General features: G+C 71.9%; 18 protein-coding genes. 7 read left to right on the top strand and 11 right to left on the bottom strand.

What is annotated here, in order from left to right; translation table 11 throughout:
- Positions 1-13 precede the first annotated feature (13 nt).
- On the bottom strand, positions 14-850 hold the full coding sequence (locus FRCN3DRAFT_RS0221080) for an SMP-30/gluconolactonase/LRE family protein (RefSeq protein ID WP_027140803.1): 837 nt from the start codon (positions 848-850) through the stop codon (positions 14-16).
- A 148-nt stretch (positions 851-998) separates the two neighbouring features.
- On the opposite strand from FRCN3DRAFT_RS0221080, the gene FRCN3DRAFT_RS45495 reads away from it, so the two are divergent.
- A complete protein-coding gene (locus FRCN3DRAFT_RS45495) occupies positions 999-1367 on the top strand; it encodes a DUF4345 family protein (protein ID WP_051466326.1) in 369 nt (122 codons plus the stop codon).
- Between the two features lie 141 nt (positions 1368-1508).
- On the opposite strand, the gene FRCN3DRAFT_RS0221070 is transcribed toward FRCN3DRAFT_RS45495, so the two are convergent.
- Positions 1509-2063, bottom strand: coding sequence for a non-canonical purine NTP pyrophosphatase (locus tag FRCN3DRAFT_RS0221070; protein WP_007510217.1), 555 nt, complete (start codon positions 2061-2063; stop codon positions 1509-1511).
- A gap of 298 nt (positions 2064-2361) precedes the next feature.
- Here FRCN3DRAFT_RS0221070 and FRCN3DRAFT_RS0221065 point away from each other — a divergent pair, with 298 nt between their 5' ends.
- Both FRCN3DRAFT_RS0221065 and FRCN3DRAFT_RS0221060 read left to right on the top strand, forming a co-directional pair.
- Positions 2362-3828, top strand: a complete 1467-nt coding sequence (locus FRCN3DRAFT_RS0221065) for an MFS transporter (protein ID WP_007510219.1) — start codon at positions 2362-2364, stop codon at positions 3826-3828.
- 92 nt (positions 3829-3920) lie between these two features.
- A complete protein-coding gene (locus FRCN3DRAFT_RS0221060; protein WP_007510221.1) occupies positions 3921-4472 on the top strand; it encodes a MarR family winged helix-turn-helix transcriptional regulator in 552 nt (183 codons plus the stop codon).
- A 17-nt stretch (positions 4473-4489) separates the two neighbouring features.
- Here the strand turns inward: FRCN3DRAFT_RS0221060 and FRCN3DRAFT_RS0221055 are convergent, their stop codons facing one another.
- Complete coding sequence (locus tag FRCN3DRAFT_RS0221055; RefSeq protein WP_007510223.1) at positions 4490-4837, bottom strand: ArsR/SmtB family transcription factor; 348 nt, start codon at positions 4835-4837, stop codon at positions 4490-4492.
- 198 nt (positions 4838-5035) lie between these two features.
- Here FRCN3DRAFT_RS0221055 and FRCN3DRAFT_RS0221050 point away from each other — a divergent pair, with 198 nt between their 5' ends.
- Positions 5036-5932 carry an LLM class F420-dependent oxidoreductase gene (locus FRCN3DRAFT_RS0221050; RefSeq protein WP_007510224.1) on the top strand — a complete coding sequence of 299 codons (897 nt, stop codon included), beginning with the start codon at positions 5036-5038 and terminating at the stop codon, positions 5930-5932.
- A gap of 49 nt (positions 5933-5981) precedes the next feature.
- Here FRCN3DRAFT_RS0221050 and FRCN3DRAFT_RS0221045 read toward each other — a convergent pair whose 3' ends face one another.
- Together FRCN3DRAFT_RS0221045 and FRCN3DRAFT_RS45490 are read right to left on the bottom strand one after the other, a co-directional pair.
- Positions 5982-6428 (bottom strand): VOC family protein, encoded by a 447-nt coding sequence (locus tag FRCN3DRAFT_RS0221045; RefSeq protein ID WP_007510226.1) that lies wholly within the window; start codon positions 6426-6428, stop codon positions 5982-5984.
- Between the two features lie 40 nt (positions 6429-6468).
- Positions 6469-7062, bottom strand: a complete 594-nt coding sequence (locus tag FRCN3DRAFT_RS45490; protein ID WP_007510228.1) for a TetR family transcriptional regulator — start codon at positions 7060-7062, stop codon at positions 6469-6471.
- Between the two features lie 183 nt (positions 7063-7245).
- On the opposite strand from FRCN3DRAFT_RS45490, the gene FRCN3DRAFT_RS45485 reads away from it, so the two are divergent.
- Positions 7246-9726, top strand: a complete 2481-nt coding sequence (locus FRCN3DRAFT_RS45485) for a WD40 repeat domain-containing serine/threonine protein kinase (protein WP_007510230.1) — start codon at positions 7246-7248, stop codon at positions 9724-9726.
- A 33-nt stretch (positions 9727-9759) separates the two neighbouring features.
- Here the strand turns inward: FRCN3DRAFT_RS45485 and FRCN3DRAFT_RS0221030 are convergent, their stop codons facing one another.
- Positions 9760-10347 (bottom strand): TetR/AcrR family transcriptional regulator, encoded by a 588-nt coding sequence (locus tag FRCN3DRAFT_RS0221030; RefSeq protein WP_007510232.1) that lies wholly within the window; start codon positions 10345-10347, stop codon positions 9760-9762.
- A gap of 91 nt (positions 10348-10438) precedes the next feature.
- Between FRCN3DRAFT_RS0221030 and FRCN3DRAFT_RS0221025 the strand changes: the two genes are divergently transcribed.
- Positions 10439-11965, top strand: coding sequence for an MFS transporter (locus FRCN3DRAFT_RS0221025; protein WP_007510234.1), 1527 nt, complete (start codon positions 10439-10441; stop codon positions 11963-11965).
- Positions 11966-12074: 109 nt separating this feature from the next.
- On the opposite strand, the gene FRCN3DRAFT_RS0221020 is transcribed toward FRCN3DRAFT_RS0221025, so the two are convergent.
- The 4 genes from FRCN3DRAFT_RS0221020 to FRCN3DRAFT_RS0221005 form a co-directional block, all read right to left on the bottom strand.
- Positions 12075-13313 carry a sensor domain-containing phosphodiesterase gene (locus tag FRCN3DRAFT_RS0221020; protein WP_007510236.1) on the bottom strand — a complete coding sequence of 413 codons (1239 nt, stop codon included), beginning with the start codon at positions 13311-13313 and terminating at the stop codon, positions 12075-12077.
- Positions 13314-13434: 121 nt separating this feature from the next.
- Complete coding sequence (locus tag FRCN3DRAFT_RS0221015) at positions 13435-14274, bottom strand: MBL fold metallo-hydrolase (protein ID WP_007510238.1); 840 nt, start codon at positions 14272-14274, stop codon at positions 13435-13437.
- A gap of 170 nt (positions 14275-14444) precedes the next feature.
- Positions 14445-15407, bottom strand: a complete 963-nt coding sequence (locus FRCN3DRAFT_RS0221010; protein ID WP_007510240.1) for a LysR family transcriptional regulator — start codon at positions 15405-15407, stop codon at positions 14445-14447.
- Positions 15408-15490: 83 nt separating this feature from the next.
- The gene (locus FRCN3DRAFT_RS0221005; RefSeq protein ID WP_007510241.1) at positions 15491-16087 is read right to left on the bottom strand and encodes a TetR/AcrR family transcriptional regulator; all 597 of its coding nucleotides are present in this window, start codon (positions 16085-16087) and stop codon (positions 15491-15493) included.
- An 89-nt stretch (positions 16088-16176) separates the two neighbouring features.
- On the opposite strand from FRCN3DRAFT_RS0221005, the gene FRCN3DRAFT_RS0221000 reads away from it, so the two are divergent.
- Positions 16177-17706: an FAD-dependent monooxygenase gene (locus tag FRCN3DRAFT_RS0221000; RefSeq protein WP_027140801.1), complete on the top strand. Its 1530-nt coding sequence runs from the start codon at positions 16177-16179 to the stop codon at positions 17704-17706.
- A 69-nt stretch (positions 17707-17775) separates the two neighbouring features.
- Here FRCN3DRAFT_RS0221000 and FRCN3DRAFT_RS0220995 read toward each other — a convergent pair whose 3' ends face one another.
- Positions 17776-18825 carry a YihY/virulence factor BrkB family protein gene (locus FRCN3DRAFT_RS0220995; RefSeq protein ID WP_007510245.1) on the bottom strand — a complete coding sequence of 350 codons (1050 nt, stop codon included), beginning with the start codon at positions 18823-18825 and terminating at the stop codon, positions 17776-17778.
- Positions 18826-18892: the final 67 nt, after the last annotated feature.

Below are 18892 nucleotides of genomic sequence, written 5' to 3'. Positions count from 1 at the left end.
ACCAGCGCGCCGGTCAGGGCCTGCCGGCGCCGGGCGCGGGCGCGGGGAACGCCACGACCCGGCCGCTGGACTGCGTCGGTCCGCCTGCGCCCCAGGTCTGGCCGACGACGAACAGGCGGGGGTCCTCGTCGCGGCTGAGCGCGCAGGCGAACGCGCCGTGATCCAGGTCGACCGTGGCCAGCACCTCGCCGCCCTCGCGCACCCGGACGCAGTGCTGGTTGCCGACGTCGGCGTACCAGACGGCGCCCTCGGCATCCAGGCAGATGCCGTCCGGATGGTCGCCGGGCGTCTTCGCCCACACCCGCCGGTCGCCGAGGCCGCCGTCGCCGCCGATGTCGTAGGCGGTGAGCTGGTTCGCGTACGACTCGGCGACGACGAGCGTCGCGCCGTCAGGACTGATGGCCATGCCGTTGGGGAACGCGAGGTCGTCGGCGACCTGACCGACGTCGCCGTCCGGCGTGACGAACACGATGAGGCCCGGAGCGAAGTCGCCGCCGGGGAAGTCGAAGCCGATGGTGTTGACGTAGGCGTTGCCCCGGGCGTCGACGACGATCTCGTTCCACGGCTTTTCCGAGACCGCGGCGAGGTCGGCATGCTGGGCCAGGGATCCGTCCGGCTCGCGGCGCAGCAGCCGTCGCCGCGCCGAGTCCACGACGAGCAACCGCCCGTCGGGCAGGAAGTCGATGCACATCGGGAACGAGGGGACGGTCACCACCACCTCGTGGCCACCGTCGGCACCGATCGCGATCACCTGGTTGGCCCCCCAGTCGGAGAACCAGAGCCGCCCGTCGTGCCAGCGGGGCGACTCACCGAACATGACGCCGTCCATCAGGACCTGGGGCGCGCTCATCCCGCCTCCCTCGGCTTGGTACAGGGACAGACCGGGCCGGGCGCCGGAACTCATCGCCCCCTCCTCCTCGCTCGCTCCCGCACCGATCGGGCCCGCGCGTGGCTCGGCCATGATCACCCAGAGGCGCGGTGCGTGTTAGCGTCCGGGTATGGACACGGGCCGGCTCAGCAGCGCGGCATTGATGATGTCAGGGGCGGCCGGAGTCGTCATGCCGGTGAGGTTCGCCACCGCGCTCGACCTGCCAGCCACGACCGGCCGCGGCCGCGCCGAAACGAGGGCCGGCCTGGGTGGCACCTACGCGGCTCTCGGCGGATGGGCGCTGGTCAGCCGCGCTCCGGCTGCCCGCACCGCCGTCGGCGTGACCTGGCTGGGCGCGGCCGCGGCCCGGCTGGTCTCGTTGAAGATCGACCGCCCGCGCACCGACTGGATCTTCTGGCTCTCCCTCGCCATGGAGGTCGGGCTGGGCACAGCGGCGCTGGTATCCAGGCCCGCGGCGGGAGAGACGACGGCCGACTGAGACCGAGGCAGCGCGCACCGTCCGCCTCCCACGGCCGACACCGGAGGCATGGGCCGCCAGGATGTCCTGCCTGTTGATTGGCCGATCTTCCGTGGACGACGACCTCGCGTCGAGCGGGATGGCGATGCGGTGTCGCGACGGTCAGGAGCCGGGGATTCCGAATTCTGCGCGCAGGGCGTCGACCGCGCGCCGGCGGTGGGAGACGAGATTCTTCTGCTCGCTGGACATCTCGGCGAAGGTCAGGTCTCCGCCGGCTGGTACGAAGATCTCGTCGTAGCCGAAGCCGCCTGTGCCGCGCCGTTCGGTGGCCAGCGTTCCCTGGAGGGTTCCGGTGAAGACTCGGATTCCGTTCGCGTCGGCGTAGCCGAGTGCGGTCGTGACGCTCGCGGCGCGGTCGGTCAGGCTGGCAGCCATGTCGAGGATGCCCTGGGTACCGACGGAGCCGAGGAACCAGGCGACGAGTGCCCCGGGGAGGCCGTTCCAGGCATTCACGGTCAGGCCTGTGTCGTCGACGAGCACCGGGCCGCGCAGCTTGGCATAGGCGTCGGCGGCCTTCCGTTCGACGACGGCCGCGACGTCGAGAGACTGGATCTCGATCAGGTCTTCCTTGGCGGCCCGTACGTCGATGCCCAGCAGGGTGGCGTACTCGGCCGCCTTGCCTTTGTTTCCCGTGATCAGTGAGATGCGCTCGATCATCTAAGTATTCCTTCGGGGGATGGTGGTGAGTTCCTGATGCGAAGGCAGTGCTGGGTGAAGTCGGTGGGCAGGGCTCGGCGTTGGTGGCGCGTCGGCCGGTCGGCCCGCATGCGTGCCACACAGCTACTCCAGGGAGACGGTAAGCACTGGTGCGCCCGTCGCCTGCCGGTGATCGAATTTCTGGTGGTCAGACGATCAGACAACCTGTGGAGGATCTCCCTCCGTTTGTGGTGCGGACCAGCCTCGGCGGACCATGCATGCATGTACCATGCATGTTGACGTTCGCGGAAGGAAGATCATGCCTCCTGCTTCACGTGCCCGGAACCTGCCGCCGGCCGTGTCGGTCGCTGTGCTGTGTGCCGGCGGGATGACGGTCTCCTTCACGCAGACGCTCGTCATTCCGATTCAGTCGGAGCTGCCGCACCTGCTCAGCACCTCGCCGGCCAACGCTCCCTGGGTGGTGACGATCACGCTGCTGGCCGCCGCGGTGGCCATGGTCGTCGCGGGCCGCCTGGCTGACCTGTTCGGCAAGCAGCGAGTGCTCATCGTGAGCGCGGCCCTGCTCGTCGCGGGATCGTTGGTGTGCGCGCTCTCGAACACGCTGACGCCGATGCTGGTCGGCCGCGCCCTGCAGGGCATCTCGCTCGGCTTCATCCCGGTGGGGATCTCACTCATCCGGGAGATCACTCCGCCGCGCATGGCCCCCACCGCCCTGGCCACGATGAGCGCGACACTGGGCGTCGGCGGCGCGATCGGCCTGCCGCTGGCGGCGTGGATCGTCAACGTCAGTAGCTGGCACGCCCTGTTCTGGGTCTCGACGGTCGTGGCGGGCCTGGTGCTCGTGCTCGTGGTCGTCGCGGTCCCACACGTCCACGACGGCCACCGCGGCCGTTTCGACCTGGTCGGCGCGCTCTGCCTCGCGGTGGGTCTCGTCGCGTTCCTGATCGGCATCTCGAAGGCCACCGCCTGGGGCTGGGGCAGCCCCCGCACGCTCGGCGCCATCGCCGCCGGCCTGGTCGTGCTGGCGGCCTGGGGCGTCTTCGAGCTGCGTCAGGCCGAGCCGCTGGTCGACCTGAGGTCCACCGCGAAGCTGCCGGTGCTGATGACCAACGTCGCCGCCGTGGCCGTCGGCTTCGGCATGATGGCGCAGTCCATCGTGATCCCGCAGCTGCTCGGGCTGCCTGACGGCACCGGCTACGGCCTTGGGCAGTCCATCCAGGCGGTCGGGCTGTGGATGGCGCCCGCCGGCCTGATGATGCTGCTGTTCGCCCCGATTTCCAGCGCGCTGATCGGCGGCATCGGCCCCAAGGCCACACTCATGATCGGTGCCTTCGTCCTGGCCGCCGGCTACGGTCTGGGGACCCTGCTGACGGGCGCCCCGTGGCAGCTGCTCATCGTCACCTGCGTCGCGTCGGCCGGCGTCGGCATCGGCTACGCGGCCATGCCCACCCTCATCCTCGACGCCACCGCACCGGCCAAGGCCGCGGCCGCGGTCGGGCTCAACTCCCTGTCCCGCTCGGTGGGCAGCAGCGTGGCCGCCGCGCTCATGGGCACCCTGCTCACCAGCAACACCACCGCGTTCGGGTCGGCACAGCTGCCCAGCCAGCACGCGTTCACGCTGTGCTTCGTCGTTGGCGCCGCCGCGGCCCTCCTCGGGGTCGTGCTCGCCGCGTTCATCCCTCGCCGTCGGTCGGCGGACGGCGCCGCCGCCGCCGCGACGGCAGCGGCCCCCGCCGACAGGGAGAACGTCACCTCCGCCGTCTGAACCGCGCCGTACCCCGCCCATCCTTGCCGCTCGCGGTTCGGGGAGGACATCATCGGGGCACGTCGGACGAGGGCACTTGCGAGGTGGGACGGGTGAGCGTGAACGCCGGCGAGGGCGCCCCGTCAGGCACCGAACCGCCCATGGGCACCGAGCCGCGCACAGGTGCCGAACCGCCCATCGAGGAGACGCTGCTGCGAGCCATCGGACGGGAGGTCCTGCGGCTCAGCAGGCGGCGGGTGCAGACGCCCGAGGGGTCGATCCTCGACCGGTCCAGCTTCCGGATCCTGTGGGCGCTGACGGAGATGGGCCCGCTGTCGATGGGGGACCTGGAGAACGTGCTGCAGCTGGAGCAGTCCACGGTCAGCCGCCAGGTGAAGTCGGCGATCGGCCGTGGGCTCATCGAGCTCCACTCCGTTCCCGGCACCCGGCGCCGCCTGCTGAGGCCGACCGCGCGGGGTGACAGCGCCTATCTGTATGAAGGCACACTGCGGGGCGAGGTCTTCAAGAAGGCGCTCGCCGAGTTCGGGCCCGACCGCGTCCAGGCCCTCGCCGCCGAGTTGGGCGCCCTCAACGACGCTCTCGACCGTGCGACCACCATGACGGCCGCGACGCCAACCGCCGCCGCGCCGTCAGCCGGCGACTGACCCGCGGGTTCCGACCGTCACCGCCCAGCGGCCGTCGGCGTCTGCTCGGCGAGGACCAGCGCCAGCAGCCCGGGAAATCGGTCGTCGAACTCGGCCCGGCGGAGACGGTTGAGCCGGCGCGAGCCCTGGTCGACCTGCTCCAGCAGCCCGGCGGCGCGCAGCACGGCGAAGTGGTGGCTGGCCGTGGCCTTGCCGACCGGCAGATCGAAGGTGCCGCAGGCGCGGGAGAAGTCCGGTTCCCCCGCGAGCGTGCGCAGGATCGACCGGCGGACCGGGTCGGCCAGTGCCTCCAGCGCGTCCTGCAGGGTCACTTCACCGGGGTCGGTGTGCCGCAGGCTCTGCGCTCGACGTGCCGCGGGCGTCATGGCGTCGCCTCCCTCCCGGACCCTCCTGGAGACCCGCCCGGCTCCGGATCCGCGCGGCCCCTGACTCTCGCGAGTGTTCGATTCGTATCGTACACTCGGCCAGTGTTCGATCCACATCGAACATAATGTGGGTGTGCCGGTGACCGGCTGGACGAGGCGATCGGGACAGCCGGGCCACCACGACGACAGGAGCACGTCATGACGCTGGACCTCGGCCGGATCGGCATCTGGAGCCCGTCGTTCGCCTGGGCGGATCCTTCTGGCCGGCTCGTGGACGACGCCGCCGACGCGGTGGCCGAGCTGGAGGCCCTGGGGTTCGGCGCGCTCTGGCTCGGGTCGTCCGACCCGGCGCTGCGGCTTCCGGAACATCTGCTCGCCGCCAGCAGCCGGCTCGTGCTCGCCACCGGAATCGTCAACGTGTGGACGGTCGAACCGGACGAGCTCGCGGTCAACTACCACCGCCTCGCCGACGCGCATCCCGGGCGCTTCCTGCTCGGCCTGGGTGCCGGCCACGCCGCGAACGTGCAGCCGCTGGGCCGTACCTACACCCGGCCGTTGGGCTTCCTCGCCGGTTTCCTGGACGCGCTCGACGCCGCGCCGCGGCCGGTACCCGCCGACCGCCGGATCCTGGCCGCGTTGCGGGAGAAGGCCCTGCGGCTGGCCGGCGAGCGGTCCGTGGGGGCGCATCCCTACCTCACGACCCCCGACCACACCCACCTCGCCCGCGGGATCCTCGGGGACGGACCGCTGCTCGTGCCGGAGCAGAAGGTCGTGCTCAGGGAGGACCCGACCGAGGCGCTGGCACTGGCACGTGCCACCGTGCGCTACTACCTGCGGCTCCCGAACTACGTCAACAACCTGCTCGCGCTCGGCTTCACCGACGACGACGTGGCGGGTGACGGCAGCGACCGGCTCGTCGACGCGCTCGTCGCCCGGGGCTCCGCCGAGCAGGTGGCGAAGCGCGTCACCGAACATCTCGAGGCGGGCGCCGACCACGTCGTCGTCCAGGCGATCGTGCCCGGAGCGAACCCGACCGAGCGCGCCGGCTGGCCCACCCGCGCGGAATGGCGCGAGCTCGCCGGCGCACTCCTCTGAGCCGGCCGGCGACCCGGCCAAGCGAGCACCTGATCACCGTTGGGACCGGTCAGCCGGCCACCAGGGGGCGAGGTTCGTGGATCCCGCGCAGTTCCGGATCGGTGATGAGGGTGACCTCGCCTCGCATGCCGTCCGGGTCGCGGAACCAGAAGCTGTGGAACGCGCCGAGGTCCTCGATGGTGCCGTCGCTCATGCCGCGCGCGACGAGGCGGTCGCGGGCGGCTTGAAAGGCCTCCGGCGACGCGGCGGCGAGCGCGAGATGGTCCAGATGCCCGCGGTCGAACATGGCGGGGATCGCGGCGCCATGCGGGTTGCCGGAGACCTCGGCGGGATGCAGCCAGGAACTCGGGCCGGTGCGCAGGATCGCGTGGCGGAACGCCGGCGTCTCCTCGGTGAACACCACGGGCAGGTCGAAGACCTGTGCGTAGAAATCGACGAAGCGGTCGAGGTCGTCGGTCATGACGGCGACGTGGTTCACGCCTTGGACGAGGGTCATGAATGCCTCCTGAAATGGTTGCTGTGGTGGTGACTGGCGGTCAACTGGCCGGCGAATCGCCGGCGGCCCTGGCCCGGGCGCCCTCCAGGAGCAGTTCCAGCGCCAGCGCGGCGGCCTCGCCGGCCTCCGCGCCGTCCAGGTCCCAGTAGTCGCGCAGCGTCTGCCAGGTCGCCGCGGCGGTGAGCACCTGGACGATCGACGCCACCCGGCGAGCGCTGACCTCGTCCAGGCCGGGCGCCTCCCGGTCCACCACCGCGCGCGCGGTGGCCCGGCGCCGGTCGTTGTCGGACAGCCGGGCGGGCAGCCCTTCCGGGGCCATCAGCAGCTCGCGGACGACGGGCGCGATGTCGTCGAACCCGGCGAACACGTGCCGAACGAGCGCGGCGGCCTCGCGGCCGTCGGCCGGCAGGGGCCCGTCGAAGGTGATCCGGCGGTTCGCCCAGGCGAAGATCTCGGTCAGCAGCGCCTGGCGGGAGGGGAAGTGCCGGTAGACGGTTCGTTCGGGCACCGCCGCCGCCTTCGCGACCTTGGCGAAGGTGAGCTCCTCGCCGGCGGCCAGGATTTCGGCCACGGCGTCGAGCACCCGGTCTCGGACCAGCGCCGACCGTGCCTCCGACAGTGAACCTGACGTCATGACAGTAAGACTGCCGTCATGGCAGTCCTACTGTCAATTCTGAGGAGTGTCGCCCTGGCGACGGCTTTGGCTCGCCGATGGCGACCAAACAAGCGCCAATGGGACAATCGGTGTCACGTGACGGCGTCGGAGCGACGCTGGGCGTGGATGTGCGAGCGGGCAGGGCGGGTCGGGGGAGGGCGCATGCTCATCGACCGCGCCGTCGTGCGGGCCGCGCTGCCCGGATACACGGTGGACCGTGAGCTCGGGCGAGGGGCGTTTGGCCTGGTGATCGCCGGGCGGGACCGGCTGGGCCGCGACGTCGCGATCAAGGCGATGCCGGCGTGGTCCGACTCCCGGGAGCCGGCCGAGGCCGGGCTGACGGGCGAGGCCGAGGCGCGCCTGCTCGCCGGGCTCGATCATCCGCATGTGGTGCGCGTGTTCGACTTCGTGGAGCGAGACGGCCTCGCGCTCATCGTCATGGAGCTGGTGAGCGGGGGCAGCCTACGCGGTGCCGGTGCCGGTGCCGGTGCCGGTGCTCGGGCCGGCACGGGGACGCTGTCGGCTCCGGCGGTGTGCGGGCTCGGGCTCGCGGTGGCCGACGCGCTGCACCACGCGCACGAGCGTGGCGTGCTGCACCGTGACGTGAAACCGACGAACCTGCTGATGGCCGCCGACGGGACCGTGAAGGTCGCGGACTTCGGCATAGCGAAGGCGTTCGAGGGCTCGGCCGTGGCGGCGAGCAAGACCGCGGGAACTCCGCGCTACATGGCTCCGGAACAGTTCACGTTGGGCCCGCTTCGACCGTCGACCGACCTGTACGCGCTCGGCGTGGTTCTGTACGAGCTCCTCGCCGGCCGGCATCCCTTCCACCCGGCGCCGTCGACCTATGAGGGGTTTCGCCAGGCTCATCTGGAGGCGCCGCCGGCAGGGCTGCCGGACGATGTGCCCGGCCCCGTCGCCACGGTGATCGAACGGATGCTGGCCAAGGACCCCGGCTCGCGGTTCCCGGACGGCCGTTCGTGCGCCCTGGCCCTGACCGACGCCGCCGTTCGTGCGTTCGGCTCCGACTGGCTCGCCTCCTGCGGATATCCCGTCCAGGTCAGCATCGACGTCGTCAACGCCACGACCGGCGACGACACCGGCCAGGACCTCGGCCACGACGCCGGCCCGGATCCAGGCCACGACTCCGGCCCGGCGGCGGAGTCCGACGGCCCCGGCCGCGCCGAGGAGACCAGGCAGGTCACGGTCGAGGAGCCGACTCCGACTCCGACTCCGGCGTCGCCGTCGGCGGCCGGTGGGCGCCTCGGACGGCGCCGCTCCCGCCGGCCGCGGTTCGTCGTGGCCGCCGCGCTGGCGGTGGCCACTGCCGTGGCCACCGGTGTCGCGGTACCGCTTACGGTCACCGCGGACCGGCAGTCGGCCGCCAGCACCGCACACCCGAGCGCCCCGGACCTCCCACCGTCGGCGGACGACATCGCGCGCAGGTCGGCCGCGGCCGCGGACTCGGTGCGTGACCGGCAGCCCGACCTGGCCCGCCGGCTCGCCCTCGCCGCGTACCGCGTCTCTCCCGTCCCCGAAGCGGTGGCCAGCCTGCTCGCCTCGGCCCCGCTGGCGCCCATCGGGCCGGCGCTCACCGGCCACACCGCCGGAGTGAACGCCGTCGCCTTCAGTCCCACCGGACGCCTGCTGGCCAGTGCCAGCGTGGACCACACCGTGCGGCTGTGGACCATCGACGACGCCCTGCGCGCGGCGCCCGTGGGCGAACCCCTGCGGGGGCACGTCGCCGGGCTCGCCGCGCTGGCCTTCAGCCCCGACGGCGCCGTGCTCGCCAGCGCCGGCGACGACGGCACGGTGCACCTGTGGGACGTGCGCGACCCGGCCCGGGTCGTCGACGCGGGCCCGCCGCTGACCGGCCATCCCAGCCCCGAGCTGTATACCTCCGCGGTCCGGGCGCTCGCGTTCAGCCCGGACGGCCACCTGCTCGCCGCAGGCGGCAAGGATCGGACCGTGCGGATCTGGGACGTCCGCGACCCGGCACGCCCGGTCCCGGTAGGACAGCCGCTGACCGGCCACGGCGACGCCGTCGTCGGTGTCGCGTTCAGCCCGGACGGCGCCGTGCTGGCCAGCGCGAGCGCCGACGGCACCGCGCGCCTGTGGGACACCCACGACCTGGGCCACATCGAGCCCGTCGGCCCGCCGCTCGACCACCAGGGCCAGCTCACCGCGACGTCGTTCGGCCTCGGCGGGCAGGTGCTGGCCAGCGCGGCCGGCACGCAGACCCGGCTGTGGGACGTCCATGCCCCGGCCCATCCGCGACCGTTCGGTCAGCCGCTGGCCGGCCCGACCGCGCTGATCTCCGCCGTGGCGTTCGATCCGGCGCGTCCGTTGCTGGTAGTCGCCAGCTACGACACGACAGTCTGGCTGTGGGACGTCCGCGACCCGCATGCCCCCGTGCGCCTCGGCAGGCTCACCGGCGGCCACACCGGCCCGGTACGCGCGACCTCGTTCAGCCCCGCGGGGGGCATCCTCGCCACCGCCAGCACCGACAAGACCGTCCGGCTGTGGGACCTCGATCCCGACCACGTGTTCCGCCGGCTCTGCGGCGTCCCGGCTGACGCTCTCAGCCCGCGGGAATGGCGTACCTACCTCCCGGAAATCGCGTATCGACCGGTGTGCGACTAGTCGGTGCGCGACCGGCGGCCGCGTGAGGCCATCTCAGATGCCCTCGCGCACGACTCGGAGCACCTCGGCCAGGCCGCGTTCTCGCTCCTCGGGTGAGACCGTGCTCAGCGGGCCGTCGAGGACGAGCATGGCGAAGCCGTGCACCGCGGACCAGGCCGCGATCTCGGCGTTCTCGCGCCGGTCGGGTGTGATCAACCCGGCGGAGACCAACTCGTCGAGGCGCTCCGAGAGCTGGGCGTAGGGGTGGTTGACGACGGCGTCCGGGTCGAGGCTGAGCGACCGGGCGCAGGCCAGGCGGAACAGCCCCGGACGGGTCGTGGCGAACTCGACGTAGGCCCGCCCTGACGCCTCCATCCGGGCCAGGGCCTCCTGCGCGCCGTCCCCGGTGGCGGCCGCGGCGATCCGGTCGGCCATGAGCTGCCCGAACTCGGTCATCGCCCGGGCGGACACGGCGCGCAGCAAGGCGTCGCGGTCAGCGAAGTGTCGGTACGCGGCGTTGTGCGAGACGCCGACCTGGCGCGCGGCCTCGCGCAGCACGACCGCGTCGGGGCCGTGCTCGGCGGCGAGCTGCGTGGCGGCCGCGATGAGCGCCTCGCGCAGATTTCCGTGGTGATAAGGCATCGCCTAGATGTTGACACAGGTAACTTCCCCGGTCCACCATGCCCGAAGTACCCACTGTCAACATTGAGGCTGTCGACGCTAAGGATCTGGGATGGCGAGTAACCGATATGCAGTCCTGACGGTCGCGTGTCTCGCGACCTTCGCGATCAACCTCGACACCAACCTCGTGAACGTCGCGCTGCCGTCCCTGACCCGAGAGATCGGCGCCAGCACGCGGGACCTGCAGTGGGTCGTCGACGCCTACAACCTCGCCTTCGCTGCCCTCGTCCTGGGCGCGGGCAGCCTCGGCGACCGGTTCGGGCGGCGCCCCGCGCTGATCATCGGTCTGCTCGGCTTCGGGGCCGCCAGCGGGCTAGGCGCGCTGTGCACCGGTTCCGGGCAGCTCACCGCCGCACGGGCGGTGATGGGCGTGTTCGCGGCGCTGATCTTCCCGACGACACTGTCGATCATCACCAACGCCTTCCCTGTCCGGCGCGAACGGGCCAAGGCCATCGGGATCTGGGGCGCCGTCACCGGCGTCGCCGTCGCCACCGGCCCCGTCGTCGGCGGCCTGCTGCTCGAGCACTTCTGGTGGGGCAGCGTGTTCGTCGCGCTCGTTCCCGTCGCGATCGTCACCGCGGGGCTCGCGGTCTGGCTCGTCCCCGAATCGCGCGACCCGGCGGCTCCCGGGATCGACGTGCCCGGCGTCCTGGCCGGCTCCGCGACGATCGGCCTGCTCGTCTACACGATCATCGAGGCGCCGCACCGCGGCTGGCACGCCCCGCTCACGATCGCCGGCTTCGTCGCGACCGCCGTGCTCGCCGCCGTGTTCGTGATGATCGAGCGCCGCGTCGCGCACCCGATGCTCGACGTGTCGGTGTTCGCCACCCGGGCGTTTACCGCGGCGAGCATGTCGGTCACCGTGGCCTTCTTCGCCCTGTTTGGCTTCATCTTCCTGGTGACCCAGTACTTCCAGTTCGTGCGGGGCTATGGCCCGCTGTCCACCGGCGTGCGCATCCTGCCGGTCGCGGGCACCATCGCGGCCGGCTCCGCGGCCGGACCGCTGCTGGTGGCCCGGTTCGGTACCCGTCCCGTCGTGATGGCCGGGCTCACTCTGCTCGGCGGCTCGTTCGCCTGGATCGCGGCCTCACCACTGGACGAGAGCTATCTGCTGATCGTCGGGCAGATGGTGATGATGGGTCTGGGTCTCGGACTCACCCAGGTTCCGGCGACCGAGTCCATCCTGTCCGTGCTCCCGGCGGCCAAGGCCGGCGTCGGATCAGCCATCAACGACGCCACCCGGGAAGCCGGCGGCACCCTTGGCGTGGCCGTGGTCGGCAGCGTCTACGCCTCGATCTTCGCCAGCCACCTCAGCGACTCCAGTCTCGCGCAGCTGCCCGCCGGGTTGCTCGCCCAGGCGACCTCATCGGTGGGCACGGCGCTCGAGGTGGCCCAGCAGGCCGGCGGCGGCCCGCTCGTCGACGCCGTCAACAGCTCGTTCCAGTCCGCGTTCCACCTCGGGTGCGTCGTCGGCGCGGCCGTCTGCTGGGCCGGCGCGCTCGCGGCGTCCGCCCTGCCGGGACGTCAGCGCCCGCAGGTAGTCGAGCCCGAGCCGACGCCCAGCTCGGTGCTCGCGTGACCAGCACCTCCCGCGTGAACGGCGCCGTCCACGTCGACGGCGCCGTTCACGTAACAGCGCCGTCCACGTGGCGGCGCCGCTCGGCTGACAAGCGGTCCGGGCGGGCCGATCAGTACGGGCCGGCGGACGCGAGCGCGGGCTGGGTCGCCAGGCAGGCGGCGGCGAGGTCGGCGGTGGGGCGGCCGAGGAAGAACCCCTGGCCGTAGTCGACGTCGGCGGCGCGCGCGGCGTCGAGGTCGGCGCGGGATTCGATGCCTTCGGCGACGACCTGTGCGCCGATGCCGTGGCCGATCCTGGCGATGCCCTCGGCGACGGCCCAGTGAGCGGAGTCGGTGGACATGCCGCGGACGATGAACCGGTCGATTTTGATCACGTCCGGGCGTAGCTGGAGCAGAAGCTTGAGGCCCGAGTAGCAGGTGCCCATGTCGTCGATGACGATGTGCACGCCATGGGCCCGCAGGGTGCCGACGGCGGCGAGCAGGTCGTGGTCCTCGCCGACGTGCTCGTGTTCGGTGATCTCCAGAGCAAGGCGCTGCGGGGCGCCGGTGGAAAGAAGACTGTCGATCAGTCCGCTGGTCACGGTCGTGGGCGAGGCGTTCACCTCCAGGCGCACGCCAGGGGGGAGACCTGGCAGCATGGCGAGGGCGCGGTGGATGGCGGTCATCTCCAACTCGGCACCCAGGCCGACCGCCGTGGCGTCGGCGAACAGCGGTCCCGGGCGGGTGGCGTCCGAGAACCGGGACAGCGCCTCCACCGCGACGGGCTGGCCGGAGCTCAGGTCGACGATCGGCTGCAGGTGGATCTGCGGGCCGCCGCCGTCGATCACGTCATGGACGTGGCGCCAGATCAGGCTGCGCGTCTCCCACATCCTGTGCAGGTCGCTGACGTACTCGGTCAGGAAGTCCGCCAGGAGGCGTAGGAACCGAATGTCGCGGGGCCCGAGGGACGGCCGTGGCTCCCGGTTGATGCATCCGACCACGCCGTAGACGTTGCCATCGGCGTCGAAGACCGGCATCGCCGCGTATGCGCCGATGCCGAGTTCGCGGACGGAAGGGGAGTCAGCTGTCCGCGGGTCGCGGCGGGTGTTCCGGCCCAGCGTCGGAAGCTCGCCGGTCAGGACACGTCCGAACAGTCCCTGTTCGCGGCGCAGACTGGCCCCGGGCGTCAACCCGAACATGCGAGCGTTCCCGCTGGCCTCCTGCATGATCAGCAGACTGCCGTCGACCCGACCGAGCCCGGCCAGATCCATCCGCATCCGCCGTCGCAGCAGTTCGAGCAGGTCTGTGACGGCCGCACTCGGCTCCTGAACTTCGGAGTGTGGCCCCAGACAGCTCGGGCAGCTCGACATCCGTCTCCTCCCCGATGCCAGGGCTACCCGACCACGTATTTTCCACACCCGCTCACCCTGGGCGAGCGCCGACCGAGTCAGGTGCGGTCTACGTAGCCGAATCGCGGCGGCGACGTCCACCTCATCGGCGCTCCGCTCCCGAGGGGCGAACCTCGAAGGTGCGGCCGGGGGCGGCGAGATGGACCGGTCCCCGGAAGGCACGCTCGGCGTCGGCCTTGCGCGCTTTCAGCCAGGTCTCGTCGGCGGTGACGAAGTGGGTCAGAACGAGCTGCCCCACGCCGGCGGCAGCGGCCACGTCGCCCGCCTCGGCCGCGCAGAGGTGCCCGTGCGAGGTCACGTCCGGTTTCTCGAGGGTCGCCTCGGACAGGAACAGGTCGACGTTCTGGGCGAGCGGGACGAGATCGGGCGTGTAGGCGGTGTCCCCGGTGAAGGCGAACGATCCTTCCGGGCTCTCGATGCGCGTCCCGCAGTTGGGCAGCGAGTGGTTCAGCCCATGCAGGCTGATCGCGCAGTCACCGATGGTGAAAATGTCGGCCGGCTCGTATTCATGGACCACGAACGCGACGTCGAACGACCGGTCCAGCATGGGAAACGACGGGACGGGAAAGACCGAGGCGAGGATGTCGAGCCTGGCCCGGCCGCCTTTCGGCACGTACAGCGGGACCGGAGGCCACTCGACCTGGGCCGCGCCGCGCAGAGTGGGAAGAAGCTTCGGGTCACGAAGACGACCGGAGAGCAGGGTCTTGCCCAGGGTCAACAGGTCGTAGCAGTGATCCGCGTGAAGATGGCTGATGACTATCGCGTCCAGGTCGCTCGGGTGCGCGAGGGCGCTGAGCGCCGTGGCCGCGCCGGGGCCACAGTCCAGCAGGAGCCGGGCCGACCCCGTCGACACGAGGTAGCCGGAGCTGGCCTGGCCGTCCGCGGGCATTCCCTGCCGGCAGCCCAAAACGGTCAACCGCATGCGTGGTCCCATTTCTCCAGATCGGGTTCAGCCGACCTCGGCCGGTCGACTCCGGTGAAATGGTGTCAGCGGGGAAACCGGGCTTCAATCACAGACAGGCGATCGGTCGATCGCGAATCCGATTTTGAATCGTTGACGTCCTCGCCGTTCACGCCGCCCGATCGCCTGTACTACTGGCCCTGGTCGCCTTCGGGAGCCGGGGCGGCCGCGGGCGCCGCCTCCCGGTCGTCGGGCGGCGAGGAAAGCGGGGCGACCGCCGCCAGGCTGGCGAGGAAGGCACCGACGGCCGGCCGCGGGTCCGGGCGCCAGATGGCCCGCACGTCGACCCGGGGGACCGGGTTCACGATCGGCATCGCGACCAGGTCGTCGGTCGGCCGCCGGGGTCGGGCGTCCGAGACGAAGGCGACCGCCCGCAGCGTCTCCACCATCACCGCCGTCGCCCCGCTGTCCTCGACCTCGGCCGCGACCGTCAGGGAGATCCCGCGGCGCTCGGCCGCCGCGAACACGGCGTCGTGCATGGCCGGGCTGCGTTCCCGGCGCAGCAGCACGATCGGCTGGTCGGCGAGCTCGGCGAAGTCGACCTGCGCGCGGGTGGCCCAGGGATGGTCACGGGAGACCATGGCGACGAGCGAGGCGGTCGAGACCCGCCGGGCCAACAGCGGTCTGGGCGGGATGCCGGAGTAGATGAGCGCTATGTCGATCCTGCCGTCGGACACGGCCGCGAGCTGCGGGCCGCTGAGGCCCTCCCACAGGACCGTCGAGAGCTCCGGGTAGTCCGCTCCCAGCCGGCGAAGAGTCGGCCGGAGGACCTGTTGGCCGGCGGCGAAGTTGAAACCGACCGTGATCTTCCCCAGCCGGCCGGACGCGGCCTCGCGCGCCACCTCCACGGCCCTGCGCGCGTGTTCCAGTACCCGCTCGGCCTCGACGCGGAAGGCCTCCCCGGCCGGCGTGAGCCGCACGTCGTGCGAGGTCCTCGCCAGCAGCGGCACGCCGAGGTGGCGCTCGAGGCGTTGTACCTGCTGGCTCAGCGTCGGTTGGCCGATGAACAGCTTGGCGGCCGCCCGCCCAAAATGCCTTTCTTCCGCGACAGCCAGGAAGTACGTCAGCTGCCTGAGCTCCAGCCGGGTGTCCATTCCACCTCCCGGGCCAACCGTAGGCCGGCCGCCGCAACGAGGGATGAATCGGACGTGGAGGCAAGCTGGCTGCCGGAAGCGCCCTAGGCTGGCGGGACCCGCAGGAGGGTGCGCTCGGCGGTGAGGAGCAGTCGGGCGGCGACGTCGTCCACCGACAGCTCGCGGCCGGTGTGCAGGGCGTCGAACGCGTCGAAGCCGGTGAGCGCCCACAGCACGTCGACGGCCACGTCCGGCGCGACGGCCAGCAGGCCGTTCTCGTCGAGCCGGTTGGCGAGGTGCACCAGCCCGCCCAGCCGGTTCTGCTCGGTCCGCTCCAGCGCGCCCTCGAGCGCGGCCGCCTCCGCGCGCAGGGCGACCAGCGCGTCCCGCTGCCGGCCGTAGATCCGGGTGCTGGCGATGACGGCGCCGCGCAGGTGGGTGAGCGGGTCCGGGTCCTGCACCGCCCGGACGAGGTCGGCGAAGCCGCCCCGTTCGCTGACGTCCTGGAGCAGCGCGTCGAACAGCCCGGCGCGCGAGCCGAAGACCAGGTAGACGGTCGAGCGGGCCACCCCGGCCTGGCGGGCCACCGCGTCCACGCTGGGGATCTTCGGGAGCTGGTCGTACACCGCGTCGAGGACGCGCCGCCGGGTCTGCTCCGCGCTCTGCGCCCGCAGCCGCTGCTCGTACCGCCGGGTGGTCATGACGCCAACCTTACATTCGATGGACGGTCTGCCCGATGGAAGACAGCATGTGCAGCGAAAGACAAGCTGTCGCGCGAAATGGGGTCATCATGACCGTTCTCGTCGTCGGGGCCGGCCCGGCCGGGCTCGCCACCGCCATCACCCTCGCCCGCTACGGGGTGCCCACACTGGTGGTGGAGCGCCGGCCCGAGCCGTCTCCGCTTCCCCGGGCGACCGGGATCAGCACCCGGACCATGGAGCTCGTCCGTTCCTGGGGCCTGGAGGAACGGGTCCGCGCCGGCGGGGTCGACGTCCGTTGGCAGGCCTGGATCGGGCCGAGCCTGGTCTCGCCGCACGGGATCGAGCTCGACACCGTCTGGCCCCACCCCGACGTGGTGGCCCGGCTCAGCCCCACCGCGCCGGCCTGCGTTCCGCAAGACGCCCTGGAGGCGGTCCTGCTCGACCACCTCACCGGGTTCGCCCACGTCGAGGTGCGGTTCGGCACCGAGCTGGTCGCGGTGCGGCAGGCCGACGGCGTTGTCGAGGTCACGCTTCGCGACGTCGGCACCGGCGCGGTCAGCGGGTACCGGCCGGATTACCTGGTGGCCGCCGACGGTGCCCGCAGCCCGGTCCGGAACGCGATCGGGATCGAGACGGAGGAGGTGGAAGGCGGCGACGGCCCGCGCGGGGTGCTCGGCTCGCCGTGGCTCGGCGCCCGCGCGACCCTGTTCACGGCGACGCTTCCCGAAGGGTCACTGTGGGACGTCCTCGGTGAACGCCGGCACCTGATCTACACGGTCACCAACCCGGAGGCGAGCGGCGTCCTGCTCCCCGCCGGCGACGGCCGTTGGCTGTTCGGGCAGGACTGCGACCTCGACGCGCCCACGCCCGCCTACGAGGTCCTGGCCGACCAGATCGCGACGGCGATCGGCCTGCCGGGCCTGCGGCCGACCGTCCTGCGCACGGGAACGTTCCGTTTCGACGCCGCCATGGCCCGCCGTTACCGGGACGGCGCGGTCTTCCTCGTCGGCGACGCTGCGCACCGGATGACCCCGCGAGGGGGCACCGGGCTGAACACCGCCGTCCACGACGGCCACGACCTCGGCTGGAAACTGGCCTGGGTCACGCTCGGCTGGGCGTCCCCCGAACTGCTGGACAGCTACGAGACCGAGCGCGAGCCGGTCGGCCGCCGCAACACGACGCTGTCCGCGCAGTCCGTCGGCTCCTACCGCGACCCGGCCGAGGAGCTGGACTTCGACCTCGGCGGCCGGGTGACCCACGCCTGGGTCGACCACGCGGATGGCAACCAGAACGGCGACACGGACGGCGGCGTCGCCACGCACCGGGGCACCGGCGTCTCCGGGCGAATCTCCACCCTCGATCTGCTCGGGCCAGGCCTGACCGTGCTCACCGGCCCGGACGCACCGGCCGCGGACATGATGGCGGCAGACCGACAGGCGCTCGGACCCGCGCTCGGCGCCACCCTCACCGCGCGGGTCCCGATCAAGGTGTGGCGCCTCGACGGGCGTACCGCCGAAGCCCTCGGGATCCCGGCCGGCGGCTCACTGACGCTGCGCCCGGATGGCAAGCCCGCGGTCCACTCGGCGTCCGACCTGGTGGCGGCTGGCCACGACCGGTGAACTGGCCGGCCGGCGCCGAGTTCTTCGGGCCGAGGTCGCGCTGCTGCCCTCGAACAACGGGCATCCGGGTTAGTCCGCCTCGTCGGCTTCTCGGCCGGACTCGCGGGGATCCGCGGTGTTCCCGGCAGGGTGGCGCGGGGGAGCGGAGGGCTCGTGAAAAGTCACTTCGACCCGCTCGTGCTTCTTGAACTGTTCGCCCCTCGCGTAGGACGTGTACGCCCGGCGGTCTTGCTCGGTGAGCTCGACGTCGTCGGTGAAGGGGGTCATCAGCGCGCGTGGGTACAGCCGGCGGCGTCGCACGGCGTTCGCCTCGGCCGCGAGGACGACGATGACGGCCTCGATGTAGATCCACGCGAGCAGGCCGAGCACGAGGCCGAACGTCCCGTACACCTGGCTGGCCCCGCGCAGCTTGTGGTTCAGGTAGTAGGCCCCCACCGTCTGCAGCACCTGGAACCCGACGGCGGCGGCGATCGCGCCGATCCACACGTCCCTGACGGCGGGCCGCTGTGCCGTCAGCAGGGTGAACGCCAGCAGGAACAGCCCGGCGTTGCTCGCGGTGGACAGCAGGCCTGCGACGAGGCGGGACCAAGGGCCGATGTCGGCCCCGAGGAGACCGGCCCCGGTCGTGATGGTCGAGAGACCGGCCGTGACGAGGACGCCGATGCCGAGCAGACCCACCAGTCCGAGGCTGCGCAGGCGGGAGCGCAGCGGGTTGGGCCGTGCCTGCCGCGGCACGGCCCATACCTTGTCCAGGGCGTGCTGCAGTGCCTGGGCCACCCCGAGGCTTCCGTAGAGGCTGACGACGATGCCGACGACGAGCGCTGGCGTGCTGCCCTTGAGCTGTGTGACGTCGTTACGCAGTTCGGCGCCGATGACCGGGAACTGGGCGAGCGCCGAGCTGACGAGGTCCTGCTGGAGGCCCGCGTGGCCGTGCAGCACGAAGCCGAGGACCGTCGTCAACAGGAGCAGCATCGGGAACAGCGAGAGGAAGCCGTAGTAGGTGATCAGGGCGGCGAGATATCCGCCCTGATCGTCGTAGAACTTGTAGATCACGGCGATGGGATAGCCGAGTGCCCTGAACCGCCGTTGTGCCTGGTCCAGGCGCCCGCTCAGCGACATCTGCTCTCCTCATCGCTGGCGGGTCGCGCTCGTGCTGCCCCCGCATGACACGTTCGGCTCCGTCAAC

This window comes from Pseudofrankia saprophytica (genome assembly GCF_000235425.2).
GTDB lineage: Bacteria > Actinomycetota > Actinomycetes > Frankiales > Frankiaceae > Pseudofrankia > Pseudofrankia saprophytica.
Note: the sequence above shows the minus strand (reverse complement) of the source record. Positions and strands in the feature narration are given on the sequence as shown.

Excerpts from the sequence above, each read along its gene's own strand:
- FRCN3DRAFT_RS0221030 (WP_007510232.1), bottom strand. The coding sequence starts at position 10,347 with ATGCCTTATCACCACGGAAATCTGCGCGAGGCGCTCATCGCGGCCGCC.
- FRCN3DRAFT_RS0221000 (WP_027140801.1), top strand. The coding sequence starts at position 16,177 with ATGACCGTTCTCGTCGTCGGGGCCGGCCCGGCCGGGCTCGCCACCGCC.
- FRCN3DRAFT_RS45495 (WP_051466326.1), top strand. The coding sequence starts at position 999 with ATGGACACGGGCCGGCTCAGCAGCGCGGCATTGATGATGTCAGGGGCG.
- FRCN3DRAFT_RS0221015 (WP_007510238.1), bottom strand. The coding sequence starts at position 14,274 with ATGCGGTTGACCGTTTTGGGCTGCCGGCAGGGAATGCCCGCGGACGGC.
- FRCN3DRAFT_RS0221070 (WP_007510217.1), bottom strand. The coding sequence starts at position 2,063 with ATGATCGAGCGCATCTCACTGATCACGGGAAACAAAGGCAAGGCGGCC.
- FRCN3DRAFT_RS0221050 (WP_007510224.1), top strand. The coding sequence starts at position 5,036 with ATGACGCTGGACCTCGGCCGGATCGGCATCTGGAGCCCGTCGTTCGCC.
- FRCN3DRAFT_RS0220995 (WP_007510245.1), bottom strand. The coding sequence starts at position 18,825 with ATGTCGCTGAGCGGGCGCCTGGACCAGGCACAACGGCGGTTCAGGGCA.
- FRCN3DRAFT_RS0221005 (WP_007510241.1), bottom strand. The coding sequence starts at position 16,087 with ATGACCACCCGGCGGTACGAGCAGCGGCTGCGGGCGCAGAGCGCGGAG.
- FRCN3DRAFT_RS0221020 (WP_007510236.1), bottom strand. The coding sequence starts at position 13,313 with ATGTCGAGCTGCCCGAGCTGTCTGGGGCCACACTCCGAAGTTCAGGAG.
- FRCN3DRAFT_RS0221010 (WP_007510240.1), bottom strand. The coding sequence starts at position 15,407 with ATGGACACCCGGCTGGAGCTCAGGCAGCTGACGTACTTCCTGGCTGTC.
- FRCN3DRAFT_RS0221025 (WP_007510234.1), top strand. The coding sequence starts at position 10,439 with ATGGCGAGTAACCGATATGCAGTCCTGACGGTCGCGTGTCTCGCGACC.
- FRCN3DRAFT_RS0221080 (WP_027140803.1), bottom strand. The coding sequence starts at position 850 with ATGAGCGCGCCCCAGGTCCTGATGGACGGCGTCATGTTCGGTGAGTCG.
- FRCN3DRAFT_RS0221045 (WP_007510226.1), bottom strand. The coding sequence starts at position 6,428 with ATGACCCTCGTCCAAGGCGTGAACCACGTCGCCGTCATGACCGACGAC.
- FRCN3DRAFT_RS45485 (WP_007510230.1), top strand. The coding sequence starts at position 7,246 with ATGCTCATCGACCGCGCCGTCGTGCGGGCCGCGCTGCCCGGATACACG.
- FRCN3DRAFT_RS45490 (WP_007510228.1), bottom strand. The coding sequence starts at position 7,062 with ATGACGTCAGGTTCACTGTCGGAGGCACGGTCGGCGCTGGTCCGAGAC.
- FRCN3DRAFT_RS0221065 (WP_007510219.1), top strand. The coding sequence starts at position 2,362 with ATGCCTCCTGCTTCACGTGCCCGGAACCTGCCGCCGGCCGTGTCGGTC.
- FRCN3DRAFT_RS0221055 (WP_007510223.1), bottom strand. The coding sequence starts at position 4,837 with ATGACGCCCGCGGCACGTCGAGCGCAGAGCCTGCGGCACACCGACCCC.